The organism is Roseitalea sp. MMSF_3546, assembly GCF_030732865.1.
Taxonomy (GTDB): domain Bacteria; phylum Pseudomonadota; class Alphaproteobacteria; order Rhizobiales; family Rhizobiaceae; genus Roseitalea.
In genome coordinates this window covers 290,801-304,242 of record NZ_JASHKB010000001.1, presented here as the reverse complement: position 1 = coordinate 304,242, position 13,442 = coordinate 290,801, and the positions used below count along the sequence as shown (strand labels likewise).

General features: G+C 66.6%; 10 protein-coding genes. All 10 read right to left on the bottom strand.

Annotated features, from left to right (window positions below; all coding sequences use genetic code 11):
* Positions 1-157: 157 nt before the first annotated feature.
* Positions 158-1,420, bottom strand: a complete 1,263-nt coding sequence (gene phaZ, locus RBB34_RS01480) for a polyhydroxyalkanoate depolymerase (RefSeq protein ID WP_306117396.1) — start codon at positions 1,418-1,420, stop codon at positions 158-160.
* Between the two features lie 180 nt (positions 1,421-1,600).
* Positions 1,601-1,894 (bottom strand): DUF1330 domain-containing protein, encoded by a 294-nt coding sequence (locus tag RBB34_RS01475; protein WP_306117395.1) that lies wholly within the window; start codon positions 1,892-1,894, stop codon positions 1,601-1,603.
* Between the two features lie 31 nt (positions 1,895-1,925).
* Positions 1,926-2,654 (bottom strand): orotidine-5'-phosphate decarboxylase, encoded by a 729-nt coding sequence (gene pyrF / locus RBB34_RS01470; RefSeq protein WP_306117394.1) that lies wholly within the window; start codon positions 2,652-2,654, stop codon positions 1,926-1,928.
* Positions 2,651-3,223 (bottom strand): NAD(P)H-dependent oxidoreductase, encoded by a 573-nt coding sequence (locus RBB34_RS01465; protein ID WP_306117476.1) that lies wholly within the window; start codon positions 3,221-3,223, stop codon positions 2,651-2,653. Before RBB34_RS01465 ends, pyrF begins: the two co-directional genes overlap by 4 nt.
* On the bottom strand, positions 3,223-3,795 hold the full coding sequence (locus RBB34_RS01460) for a methyltransferase domain-containing protein (protein ID WP_306117393.1): 573 nt from the start codon (positions 3,793-3,795) through the stop codon (positions 3,223-3,225). Before RBB34_RS01460 ends, RBB34_RS01465 begins: the two co-directional genes overlap by 1 nt.
* Positions 3,796-3,853: 58 nt before the next feature.
* On the bottom strand, positions 3,854-4,984 hold the full coding sequence (dnaJ, locus tag RBB34_RS01455) for a molecular chaperone DnaJ (protein ID WP_306117392.1): 1,131 nt from the start codon (positions 4,982-4,984) through the stop codon (positions 3,854-3,856).
* Positions 4,985-5,124: 140 nt separating this feature from the next.
* Positions 5,125-6,231 (bottom strand): acyltransferase, encoded by a 1,107-nt coding sequence (locus RBB34_RS01450; RefSeq protein ID WP_306117391.1) that lies wholly within the window; start codon positions 6,229-6,231, stop codon positions 5,125-5,127.
* Positions 6,232-6,349: 118 nt separating this feature from the next.
* A complete protein-coding gene (gene dnaK, locus RBB34_RS01445; protein WP_306117390.1) occupies positions 6,350-8,278 on the bottom strand; it encodes a molecular chaperone DnaK in 1,929 nt (642 codons plus the stop codon).
* 242 nt (positions 8,279-8,520) lie between these two features.
* The gene (locus RBB34_RS01440; RefSeq protein ID WP_306117475.1) at positions 8,521-10,845 is read right to left on the bottom strand and encodes a transketolase; all 2,325 of its coding nucleotides are present in this window, start codon (positions 10,843-10,845) and stop codon (positions 8,521-8,523) included.
* Between the two features lie 260 nt (positions 10,846-11,105).
* On the bottom strand, positions 11,106-13,274 hold the full coding sequence (locus tag RBB34_RS01435) for a PBP1A family penicillin-binding protein (protein ID WP_306117389.1): 2,169 nt from the start codon (positions 13,272-13,274) through the stop codon (positions 11,106-11,108).
* Between the last annotated feature and the right edge of the window lie 168 nt (positions 13,275-13,442).

The following is a 13,442-nucleotide window of genomic DNA, read 5'->3' as shown; positions in this document are numbered from 1 at the left end:
CGTTACGGTCGGCCCCGCCCGGGGACGCCGCACCGATCCGTTAACGAAAAGTTAACCACGGGGTTCCGGCGAGGGCAACGCCGCACCGGTCACAGATTTGGGATATGGTTAAGGCGCCCGGCGCCCGCCGGGCAGGGCCTTGCGGCGAAGGGCGGGGTCAGGCGACCACGCGCATCGGCGAACGGCGGGTCACGCTCTGCTGGGCGCGCATGAAGTTGAGCATGCGCGGGGCGACCTCGTTGCGGAATCGCGAGCCGTTGAACACGCCGTAATGGCCAACGCGCGGCTGCTCGTAATGCAGCTTCATGTTGTCGGGCAGCGATGTGCACAGGCGATGGGCGGCGCGCGTCTGGCCGCGGCCGGTAATGTCGTCGTTCTCGCCCTCAACGGTCATCAGCGCGACACGCGAGATCGCGCCCGGATCGACCGGTTCGCCGCGATGCGTCATCGTTCCCCGGGACAGGGAATGGTCCATGAACACGGTCTTGACGGTCTGCAGGTAGAACTCGGCGGTCAGGTCCATAACCGCCAGATACTCGTCATAGAACTCGCGGTGCTTTTCGGCCGAATCGCCGTCGTCGCGCACGAGATGCATGAAGAAGTCCTTCTGCGCGATCATGTGCCGGTCCATGTTCATCGACATGAAGCCGGTGAGCTGCAGAAAGCCCGGATAGACCGGCCGGCCAAAGCCGAGGTTCGGAAACGGCACCTGCATGATCACGTTGTCGCGGAACCATTCCAGGTCCTTTTCCTCGGCAAGCTGGTTGACCGCCGTCGGATTGCAGCGCGTGTCGATCGGCCCGCCCATCAGCGTCATGGAGACGGGCGAATTGGGATCCTTGCGCGCTTCCATCAGCGAAACGGCCGCCAGGACCGGAACCGATGGCTGGCACACGCCCACGATATGCGTGCCCGGACCCAGATGGTCGAGCATGGCGATCAGATAGTCGATATAGTCGTCCAGATCGAACGTGCCGTCGGAGACCGGCACGTTGCGCGCATCGACCCAGTCGGTGATGTAGACCTCCGCCTCGGGCAGAAAGCGCTCCACCGTGCCGCGCAGCAACGTGGCGTAATGGCCCGACATCGGCGCCACCAGCAGCACGCGCGGGTCCTTCGGGCGGGGCTTGGCGAGATCGCGCTGAAAATGCTTGAGATGGCAGAACGGCCGCGACCAGACCGTGTTCTCGACGACCGGCACGGGCCTGGCGTCGATGATCGTCTCATGCAGGTCGAAGGCGGGCTTGCCGTAGCGGCGCGTGGTGCGCTCGAACACCTCGGCCCAGGCGGCCATGGTGCGCCCCAGGCGGGTGCGCGAGATCGGGTTGAGCGGGTTCTGATAGAACATGCGGGTGGCATCGGCCATCGCCCGCCAGGGCTGCATCGCCGCGTGATTGAGCTCATACATGTGGTAGAACAACCGCTATCCCCTTCTGATCGCCATTGAAGGCCTGTCGCGCATGGCGGGCCGCTTCTTGTGCATGGCAGCATTCATGGTCACGACGCTAGCATATTCCTTCGCAATTGCGAAATGGCCCAAAGGTTCAATCGCGGCCGCGTGCAATGTCCGCGCGTTGTGGCGGCCGAACCGGCCGGCCGGTCAGCCGTCGACGCCCTCGACGACGATGATCTCGCCTTCGGCCAGCTCCTGGCGGATGGCCCGCGCCTTCGCATAGCTGTCCGAATTGTAGCAGGCGAGCGCGGCCTCATAGGTCGGAAACTCGATGACGACGTTGCGCTGGCGGACGTCCCCTTCCGAGGCCCCGACGGCGCCACCGCGCACCAGGAACCTGGCGCCGTATTCGGCATAGGCCGGCGCCGCCGCCTCGATGTATTCGGGATATCGTGCGCTGTCGTGCACGTTCAGCCGCGCGATCCAGTAGCCCTTGGCCATGGCGTTGTCCCCCTGGGGTTGTTGCCGGTTCCTAACTGCCGGCCGGCGTGCTCTCGCCGGCGGCCTGCATCTGCTCGATGATGGCGCGTGCCGCCGCGGCCGGATCGGCGGCCGCGATGATCGGCCGGCCGACGACGAGATGGCTGGCGCCGGCGGCCAGCGCATCGGCCGGCGTGACCACGCGCTTCTGGTCGCCGCTGTCGGCGCCCGCGGGGCGGATGCCCGGCGTGACGATCGCCGTGGCGTCGCCAACGATGTCGCGCACCGGTTCGGCCTCTGCCGCCGAGCAGACGACCCCGCCCATGCCGGCGTCGCGGGCCTGCCGTGCCCGCTTGAGCACCAGCGTGGTCGCGTCGTCATGATAGCCCGCATCGGACAGGTCGTGGTCATCCATCGATGTCAGTACGGTGACGGCCAGCAGCGTCAGCTCGGTGCCGCGCGCCGCATCGGCGGCGGCGGCCATCGCCTTGGGATAGGCGTGGATCGTCAGCATGTCGACGCCGAGCCGGGCGACACTTTCGACGCCTTGCGCGATGGTGTTGTCGATGTCGAGCAGCTTCATGTCGAGGAAGACCGACTTGCCGTCTTGACCGAGCGCGCGGGCCAGATCGAGCCCGCCGGCGAAGGCCAGCCGGTAGCCGATCTTGTAGAAGCGAACCGTGTCGCCAAGCGCCCTCACCAGGCGTTCGGCCTCGTCGACCGTGGCGACATCGAGCGCGACGATCAGCCGATCGGCGGCGGCCGCGGCGGCGCCGCTCATCTGCGCGCCCGGCCCACGGCCGTCAGTTCGAGCAGCGACCGGCAGGTCCTGTCGAGCATGGTGCGCTGGCGTTCGTCGGTCGGCATGCCGTCCTCTCCATAGGCACTGGCGGCGCGGCTGATGCTCACCTGCTCGCTGATCACGAGCGCGCCGACATTCATCAACACCGAGCGCAGATGGTAAAGCCCGCGAATGCCGCCAAGGGCCCCATTTGAGGCCGCCCCGAGCGCCACCGTCAAGCCCGCGAAAGGCTTGATGTCGCGCGGCACCAGGCTGACCCAGTCGATGGTGTTCTTCAGCAGCGGCGGGATGGAGGAGTTGTATTCGGGAGAGGCGATGAACAGCCCGTCATGGCCGGCGAGCAGCCGCGCCAGCCGGACGGCATTGTCGGGCACGCCCTTTTGCGACTTCAGGTCCTCGTCGACAATCGGCAGCGGATAGTCGCCAAGCGAGATCATCGTCGTCTCGGCGCCTGACTCGGCGAGCGTCTTGCGGGCGGCCTGGGCGAGCGAGATGTTGAACGAGCCGGCGCGGACCGAACCGGCGAAAATCAGTATCCGGGGATGCATCATCGGGCCTCGGTCGACGTCCTCGTGTAGATCCAGACGCTGGCCGGGGGCACGTTGCGCAGCACCCGCCGGCTCCGCCGCATGGCGACGGCGGGGTCGGACGGCTCGATCGGCGGGCGCGTGCCATAGGTGATCTGGATGAACGGCCGTCCGGACGCGATGCGCGACAGCGCGTCGTTCAGAAGCGCGTTGCGCTCGGGCTGCGGGAAGTTCAGCATCGGCACGCCCGAGACGATGCTGTCGAACCGTTCATGGTCGACATCGGCCAACGCCCGGTCGAGATCGAAGGCGTTGGCGTTGATGACGTGAATGTCCGGAAAGCTCGTCCCGAGATGGGCGCAAAGGTCCGCCGAATACTCGACCGCATAGAGCTTGTCCGGCGCAAGGCCGCGCGCCAGGATCGCCGCCGTCACCGGCCCCGTGCCGGGACCCAGTTCGAGCACGGGCAGGCCCGAGCCGACATCGACATGGCGGGCCATTTCGGCGGCGGTGGGGCGCGAGGTTGGCGTGATCGAGCCGACAAGGCGCGGCGAGCGCATCATCTCGCGCAGAAAGCGGATGCGGTCTGCCATTCGGGAACGGCCATCGCCGGACGAAGGGTCGCCGCGGTCGCCCGGCGCGGTTGTCGGATCAGTCGCCAAGGTCGAAGAAGTCCTTCATTCGGGCAAAGAAGCCGGTCGATTGGGGGCTGTTCTCCTTGGCCGAGATGTCCTCGAACTCGGCCAGCAGTTCGCGCTGGCGCTTGGAGAGGTTCTGCGGCGTCTCGACCGCGATCTGGATGTAAAGGTCGCCCATCGCCGCCTGGCGCATCACCGGCATGCCCTTGCCCTTGAGGCGGAACTGGCGGCCCGACTGGGTGCCTTCGGGCACCTTCACCCGCGTCTGCGTGCCGTCGAGCGTGCCGACCTCGAACTGGCCGCCGAGCGCGGCCGTGGTCATGGAAATGGGCACCTTGCAGTAAAGGTCGGCGCCGTCGCGCTGGAAGAATTCATGGGGCTTGACCGAAATGAAGATGTAAAGGTCGCCCGGCGGCCCGCCGCGATAGCCGGCCTCGCCCTCGCCGGAAAGCCGGATGCGGGTGCCGTCCTCGATGCCGGCGGGGATGTTGACCGACAGCGACCGTTCCTGCGTGACGCGGCCCTGGCCCGAACAGGTCGGGCACGGATCGGTGATTTGCTCGCCGCGCCCGTTGCAGGCCGGGCAGGTGCGCTCGATCGAAAAGAAGCCCTGGGCGGCACGCACCCGGCCGACGCCATTGCAGGTCGAACAGGTGGTTGGCGCCGTGCCCGGTTTGGCGCCCGAGCCCGAACAGGTCTCGCAGGTGGCCGAGGTGGGCACGTGGATCTGCGCCGTCTTGCCCTCGAAGGCCTCCTCGAGCGTGATCTCGAGATTGTAGCGCAGGTCGGCGCCGCGCTCGCGCCCGCCCGAACCGCGCCGGGCGCGCGCGCCACCCATCATCTCGCCGAAAATGTCCTCGAAGATGTCGGCGAAGCCGCCCGCGCCGGCAAAGCCGGCCCCGGCGCCGCCCATGCCGCCGTTCTCGAAGGCGGCGTGGCCGAAGCGGTCATAGGCCGCGCGCTTCTGCGGGTCCTTGAGCGTCTCGTAGGCCTCGTTGGCTTCCTTGAACTTCTGCTCGGCGGTGGCATCGCCCGGATTGCGATCGGGATGGTACTTCATCGCCAGCTTGCGATAGGCGCTCTTGAGCGTCTTGTCGTCGGCGTCCCGGGAAACACCCAAAGTATCGTAGAAATCTGCCTTCATGGTCTTCCAGTTCGCAAATCGGCCGCGCAAAGGGAAGTCGTCCCCTCTCGATGAGTGCAAATAGTCAGTGGATCGCGGAAATTCCAGCGCCCGGCCGGCTTTCACCGGCCCAACGCGCGATCAAATCGGAGCTGGCGCGGTCAGGCGATCGACGGACGCCGGCCGAGCCGCTGGCCGGTGGTCATGATCATCCGCGAGGCGGGCGTTTCGAACCAGCGCAGCGACGCGGCCGCCACGATGATCGTCGCAAGCATGGGCAGCACCATGAAGGCATAGAACCAGGCGGTGGCCGGTTCGCCCAGAAACAGCTTCCAGACGCCCGAAAAGAACACCGTCTCGAGCACCGGGTGCCACATATAGATGCCGTAGGAGAGCATGGTCACCGGCGCGATCAGCGCGGTCAGCGCGCTTTCGTCGGGATCGTCGCGCTCGGCCACGGCGCCGAATACGATGGCGATTCCGATGATGGCGAGCGACCCGTAGGTGCCCTGACCGGCATGCATGCCGGCAACGGCGAGCCCGAGCAGCAGCCATGCCAGGGGGCGCGAACCGAACCGGGCCGGCATGCGCTCGGCTATGCAGAACAGGATCGCTCCGAAGGTGAAATCGGCGAAGATGCGGTAGGCGCCCCAGGTCTTGGCGTCATACCAGGTCTGGGTGAAGTCGGCCGCGTCGCGGCTGGCCCATTCGAGCCCGGACAGCGTGACGGCCAGCACCGCCAGCAGGCCAAGCGGGCCGAAACGCAGGCCCATGAAGGCCAGGATCGGCAGCAGAAGATAGGCGAACCACTCGCCCGACAGCGACCAGGAGACGAAGTTGAAGGTCAGCGTGTCGTGGAACCCCCAGGCCTGAATCAGCAGCAGGTTGGGCACGAGCTGGCCGAAGTCATAGCGCGTGCCAAGCCCGTTGGCGTGGATCAGGCCGGCCTGGGCAGCCACCGCCACGGCGACGAAGAAGCCCAGCGTGACCAGATGCAGCGGATAAAGCCGCGAAAAGCGCCGCAGCACGAAGAAGGCGTAGTCGCCGCGCGTCAGCACCCGATTCCGATAGCGTTCATAGATCAGAAAGCCGGACAGCACGAAGAACATGTCCAGAAGCGGGTTCATGTTCTCGAACCAGTCGACGAGAACATCGGCATGCGGAGCGGCGTGCACATAGTGGTACATCATCACGAGCATCGCCGCGATAAGCCGCCACTGCGCGAAAATCCGGTACTCCGGAAACCGTGCTTTCGTCTCCACCACCATGGCGGATCGATAGCACGATACCCATTAACGGGCGGTGTTGTTTACCGAATATGGTTAACGCGCAAAACAAAAGGCCCCGTAACGGGGCCTTTTGCAGTCGATGCGGGTCGAACTGTGGTCACGAGGCCTTTTTCTGGTCCTCGTCGTCGTCGATCTCCTCGAAATCGGCGTCGACGACATCATCGCCGGATGCATCGGCCGCCGCATCGGATTCCGCGGCAGCGGTCTCGTCGGCCTGGCTGGCCTCGTAGATCGCCTGGCCGAGCTTCATGGACGCTTCGGCGAGCGCCTGCGTCTTGGCGTTGATCGCCTCGGCGTCGGGCGTTTCGGCACCCACTTCCTCCTTCAGCGCGGCGATGGCGTCCTCGATCGCCTTCTTGTCGTCCGCCGAGATCTTGTCGCCGTGCTCGCCGAGCGACTTCTCGGTCGAATCGATCAGCGATTCGGCCTGGTTCCTGGCTTCGACGGCCTCGCGGCGCTTCTTGTCGGCCTCGGCATTGGCCTCGGCCTCCTGCACCATCGTCTCGATCTCGTCGTCCGACAGTCCGCCCGAAGCCTGAATGCGGATCTCGTGCTCCTTGCCGGTGCCCTTGTCCTGGGCCCGCACATTGACGATGCCGTTGGCGTCGATGTCGAAGGTGACCTCGATCTGCGGCACGCCGCGCGGCGCCGGCGGGATGCCGACCAGGTCGAACTGGCCGAGCAGCTTGTTGTCGGCGGCCATTTCGCGCTCGCCCTGAAAGACCCGGATCGTCACCGCGGACTGATTGTCCTCGGCGGTCGAGAAGACCTGGCTCTTCTTGGTCGGGATCGTGGTGTTGCGGTCGATCAGGCGAGTGAACACGCCGCCGAGCGTCTCGATGCCCAGCGACAGCGGGGTGACGTCGAGCAGCAGCACGTCCTTGACGTCGCCCTGCAGCACGCCGGCCTGGATAGCCGCACCCATGGCGACCACCTCGTCGGGGTTGACGCCCTTGTGCGGCTCCTTGCCGAAGAAGTCCTTCACGGTCTCCTGGATCTTCGGCATGCGGGTCATGCCGCCGACCAGCACCACCTCGTCGATCTCGCCGGCCTGGATGCCGGCATCCTTGAGCGCGGCCTTGCAGGGATCGACCGTCCGCTTGATCAGGTCGGTGACCAGGCTCTCGAACTTGGACCGGGTCAGCTTCATGGTCAGGTGCTTGGGACCGGTGGCGTCGGCGGTGATGAAGGGAAGGTTGATCTCGGTCTGGGCCGACGAGGACAGCTCGATCTTGGCCTTCTCGGCCGCTTCCTTGAGCCGCTGCAGGGCCAGCTTGTCGCCCTTCAGGTCGATGCCCTGGTCCTTCCTGAACTCCTCGGCGAGATAATCGACCAGACGCATGTCGAAGTCCTCGCCGCCCAGGAAGGTGTCGCCATTGGTCGACTTGACCTCGAACACGCCGTCGCCGATCTCCAGGATCGAGATGTCGAACGTGCCGCCGCCCAGGTCGTAGACGGCGATCGTCTTGCCTTCCTTCTTCTCCAGCCCATAGGCGAGGGCGGCCGCGGTCGGCTCGTTGATGATCCGCAGCACCTCGAGGCCGGCGATCTTGCCGGCGTCCTTGGTCGCCTGGCGCTGGGCGTCGTTGAAATAGGCCGGCACGGTGATCACCGCCTTTTCGACCTTCTCGCCCAGATAGCTCTCGGCGGTCTCCTTCATCTTCTGGAGCACCATGGCCGAGATCTCGGCCGGGGAGCGCTTGTCGCCGCCCGCCTCCACCCAGGCATCGCCATTGTTGCCCTCGACGATCTTGTAGGGGACCATCTTCTTGTCTTTTTCGACGGTCGGATCGGAATAGCGGCGGCCGATCAGGCGCTTGACGGCGAACAGCGTGTTTTCGGGATTGGTGACCGCCTGGCGCTTGGCCGGCTGGCCGACGAGGCGCTCGCCATCATCGGTGAATGCCACCATGGAGGGCGTGGTGCGCGCGCCCTCGGCGTTCTCGATGACCTTGGCGTCCTTGCCGTCCATGACGGCCACACATGAGTTGGTGGTGCCAAGGTCGATACCGATTACCTTTGCCATGTCTTACCTCTTCTTCAGCGAACCCACGCGGACCCGTTATGGCGTTCGTGTGCGGGGCCCCTCTTTGTTGGCAATTCAAATGTCCTCGCGCACGGTGAAAGGGCACCGTTTCGCGCTGGCGGGTATATAAGAAGGGGCCATTTTGCGTGCAAGGCAGCGCTTCAGGGAAAGTTGGCGCGGCCTCGCTCGCGATCTGGCGTCGAACGGCGCACCGCGCTTGCGTGCCCGCATCGGCGGCGGCGTCATCCCGCCCGGCGGAGACCGGCATTGACCGGCCGGCCCGCCAGCGCGCCATTGGCCGAGCGCACGATGCCCGCCTGGTCGATGCCGTAATGCCGGTAAAGATCGGCGATCGTGCCGGTCTGTCCGAAATGCTCGACCCCCAGCGGAATGGTGCGATGGCCCGCCACCGCGCCGAGCCAGCCCAGCGTCGCCGGGTGGCCGTCGATGACGGTCAGCATGGTGCAATGGCCCGGAAGATGGGCGAACAGGCGCTCGACATGGCACGAGGCGTCGGCATTGCCGCGCGCCCTGTCGCGCTGGGCCGCCGTCCAGCCGGCATTGAGCCGATCGGCGGACGTGACCGCCAGCACGCCGATGTCGCGCCGGTACTGGCCCAGTTCGCCGGCCGCCGCGATCGCCTCGGGCGCGACCGCGCCCTGATAGGCGATGACCAGATCGCAGTTCGGCCCCGGCTCGCGCCACCAATAGGCGCCGTCGATCGTGCCTTGCACGAAGACGTCGTCCCGGCGCGTGCCCGGCTGCTCGACCGCCCGTGTCGAAAGCCGCAGATAGACCGACCCTCCGGTCTCGTCCCGCAGCCAGGTGCGTTCGTCCGGATCGCCCTCGCCGTCCTTTTGCAGATAGGCGAGCGCCCACTTGATGATGACGGCCAATTCGTCGACGAAGGCCGGCTCGAACGCGGCGAGCCCGTCCTGGCTCATACCGATCAGGGGCGCGCCGATCGACTGGTGCGCGCCGCCCTCGGGCGCCAGCGTGATGCCGGACGGCGTGCCGGCGATGATGAAGCGGGCGTCCTGGTAGCAGGCATAGTTGAGCGCATCGAGCCCGCGTGCGACGAAGGGATCGTAGACCGTGCCGATCGGCAGCAGCCGCCTGCCGAACAGCGAATGGGCGAGCCCGGCCGCGCCGAGCAGCAGGAACAGGTTCATCTCGGCGATGCCCAGCTCGATATGCTGGCCGTCGGGCGCGAAGGTCCATTTCTGCATCGAGGGGATGCGCTCGGCGGCAAATGTGTCGGCGATCGCCTCGCGCGCGAACAGCTTGCGCCGGTTCACCCAGGGGCCGAGATTGGTAGACACCGTGACGTCGGGAGAGGTGGTGACGATGCGGTCGGCGAGCGCGCTGTCGGAGCGGGCGAGCGTATCGAGCAGCTTGCCGAAGCCGGCCTGGGTCGAGATTTCGCGATCAGCCGGCGTCGCGAACCCCGGCACGGCCAGCGGGGCATCGTGAAAGCGCCGGAAACCCTTCGAGAAGAACGGCACCGTGTCGAGGAAGGCCTTAAGGCCGTCCGGATCGTCGACGGTGGCGAACGGCTCCCATTCGGCGCCTTCGGCGACGCCCATATGCGCCTGCCACTCGGCCATCTGCGCCTTTGTCATCAGGCCGGCATGGTTGTCCTTGTGGCCGGCGAGCGGCGTGCCCCAGCCCTTGATCGTATAGGCCAGAAAGCAGACCGGCCGGTCATGGTCGATCCGTGCAAAGGCGTCGGCCATGGTCGCAACGCAATTGCCGCCGAGATTCTCCATCAGATCGGCGAGTTCGTCGTCGGAGCGCGCGTCGAGCAGCGCGGTGACATCGCCCTGATCGCCCAGATCGTCCATCAGCCGGGCGCGCCAGGCCGCCCCGCCCTGGAAGGTCAAGGCCGAATAAAGCTGGTTGGGGCAGGCATCGATCCAGGCCCTGAGCGCTTCGCCGCCGGGCTCTTGGAAGGCGGCGCGCTGCAAGGCGCCGTATTTGAGCGTCACCACATCCCAGCCGAAGGCGGTGAAGATCGCCTCGATGCGCTGCCACAGCCCTTCGCGCACCACGCCGTCGAGCGATTGCCGGTTGTAGTCGATGATCCACCAGCAATTGCGCAGGTCCTGCTTCCAGCCCTCCTGCAGGGTCTCGTAGACATTGCCCTCGTCCAGTTCGGCATCGCCGACCAGCGCGATCATCCGCCCCTGCGCGATGTCGCGGCCCCACGTCTTGGCGGCGATATAGTCCTGCACCATGGAGGCGAACGCGGTGATGCCGACGCCCAGCCCCACCGATCCGGTGGAAAAGTCGACATCGTCGAGATCCTTGGTGCGCGAGGGGTAGGACTGCGCACCGCCATAGCCGCGAAAGGCTTCGAGCCTGTCCCGGCCGATATTGCCCATCAGGTATTGCATGGCATGGAACACGGGCGAGGCATGGGGCTTGACCGCCACCCGGTCCTCGGGCCTGAGCGCGGAGAAGTAGAGCGCGGTCATGATCGAGACCATGGAGGCCGACGAGGCCTGGTGACCGCCGACCTTCAGCCCGTCGGCCTTGTCGCGCAGATGATTGGCGTTGTGGATCATGAAGTGCGACAGCCACAACAGACGCTGCTCGACGATCTTGAGCCATTTGGCTTGCGTTGATGCCAACCGGGCCTCCCTTGCGCTATCGCCGACCGGCGGGGTCCCAGATACCGCAGGTCAGATGAAGCATGTCGACAGGGCGAGCGCAATCGTCATCGGCCCCGGGCCGTCCATGGTGCCGGCCGACGTGGTCGCGGCGGCCCTGCTCCGGTATGGCGTCCGGTCAGCCCGCGCCGATAGGGGATCGGCCGACGGACGCGTTACCGCCCAAGGATCACATCCAGCACCGTGCGCTGCCGCACTGCCTGGGTCGTGCCGACATCGGCCGCGGGGCGCGGCTCGTTGGTCGTCGAGGCGGTCGTGGTCGCATCCGGGCCCGGCGGCAGATCGACCATCATGCGGTCGGGGCGCGGCTTGGGCACGACCAGGATCGGCGTGACGCCGGGCAGTTGCGCCTCCGGCAGGGCCTCATGGGCGACGGTCATGAACTGCCGCCACGCCTGCACCGGCAGCGTGCCGCCGGTGACGCCATCCATCGGCGCGCCATCGTCATTGCCGAACCAGACGCCCGCCACGAGCTGCGCAGTATAGCCGACGAACCAGGCATCGCGCGCGTTCTGCGTGGTGCCGGTCTTGCCGGCGGCGGGATGGCCGAAGCGGCCGGCGCGCGCCGTGCCCTCGCGCACCGTCATCGTCATCATGGCGTTCATCATGCCGGCAATGTCGGCCTGCACCACGCGGCGCGGATCGGGCCGGCGTTCGTAAAGCACTTCGCTATCCATGGTGGTGACGCGTTCGATGATGTGCGGGACGTGGCGATAACCGCCATTGGCGAAGGGCACATAGGCCGAGGTGAGTTCGTACAGCGTCACCTCCGATGTGCCGAGCGAAAGCGAGGCATTGGCCTTGAGCGCCGAGGTGATCCCCAGCCGCGTCGCGGTCTCGACCACGGTTTCGGCGCCGGTCTCCATGATCAGTTGCGCGGCGATGGAGTTGAGCGACCTGGCGAGCGCCGTCGACAGCGTGACCGCGCCGAAATATTTGCCCTTGTAGTTTTCAGGCGACCAGTTGCCGAAGGTGATCGGCGCGTCGTTGCGCACCGAATGGGGCATACGGCCCTGTTCCAGCGCGGCCAGATAGACGAACGGCTTGAACGCCGAGCCGGGCTGGCGCCTGGCCTCGCGGGCCCGGTCGAACTGCGAGGAGGCATAGTCGACCCCGCCGATCATGGCGCGGATCGCGCCGCCGGGGTCGATCGCCACCAGCGCCCCCTGGCCGACATTGTGCTCCTCGCCATGCTGGGCGATGAAGTCGCGGATCGCTGCCTCGCCGGCCTGCTGCAGCGCCAGGTCGAGCGTGGTGTCGACGATCACGTCGCGGTCGATCTGACCGATCAGCGCCGGCAGTTCCTCGATCACCGCGTCGGCGACATAGTGGTGCGAGCCCGACCAATAGGCGTTGGCGCGCGTCGGCGGGCGCGACAGCGCCGCCGCCATCTCGCTGTCGGAGACCATACCCTGTTCGCGCATGGCGGCCAGCACGATCTGCGCCCGCGCCTCGGCCCGCTGCGGATCGCGATTGGGGTTGAGCCGCGAGGGTGCCCGCAACAGCCCGGCCAGAATCGCCGCTTCGGGCAGCGAGACATCGCGGGCCGACTTGGAGAAATAGCGTCGCGAAGCCGCCTCGACGCCATAGGAACCGGCGCCGAAATAGACGCGGTTCAGATACATCCCCAGGATCTGCTCCTTGGAGTATTTCTGCTCGAGCCAGAGCGCCAGCAGCACTTCCTGCACCTTGCGCCCTATCGTGCGCTCGGGCGACAGGAACAGGTTCTTGGCAAGCTGCTGGGTGATCGTCGAGCCACCCTGCACCAGCCGCCATTCGGCGATGTTGCGCGCCATAGCCCGCGCCAGGCCGATCGGGTCGACCCCGAAATGCGAATAGAAGCGCCGATCCTCGATGGCGATCACCGCCTGCGGAATGTAGGGGCTCATCTCGTGCAGGCCGACCGCCTGACCGCCGGTCGCACCCCTGTTGGCGAACGGCGTGCCGCCGGCCGAGACGATCTTGACGTTGGGCGGCCGGTCCGGGATCGCCCAGGTGCTCGCGGAGGGCATCTGCGCGCCGTAATAGGCGACGACACCGGCGGCGGCGACGCCCGCCCAGATGCTGAAGATGAACGACCAGTAGAAGAGCCCGCCAATCAGCCCGCGCGATCCCCGCGCGGCACGGCGGCTGGGTCGTGCGCGCTTGCCGCGGCCCTTCTTTTCAGATGCCGCCGAGGACCTGGCGGCGGACCTTGCCCCACGCCTGCGCGGTGGCGGTGCGGCGCGGTCGGCATCGGTGACCGCCAGAGCGGTCTTGTCCGGCTTGCCGGTCGTGCCGAACCGTGGTTCGACGCGCCGCTTTTTCTTCTTTCGCAGGAACATGCAGGCCCGGCACGCATGAGACACAACAACTCGGGATGGCATGATCGTAAAATGCGGCGATTTAAGGCGCCGTTAATCGCCGGTGAACCGCTTTCGCGCAATTGTCGCAATCATGTCACGGCACGCATGTCACGGCGCGGCATGGCAGCCGGGATGTCTTGCCCGCGA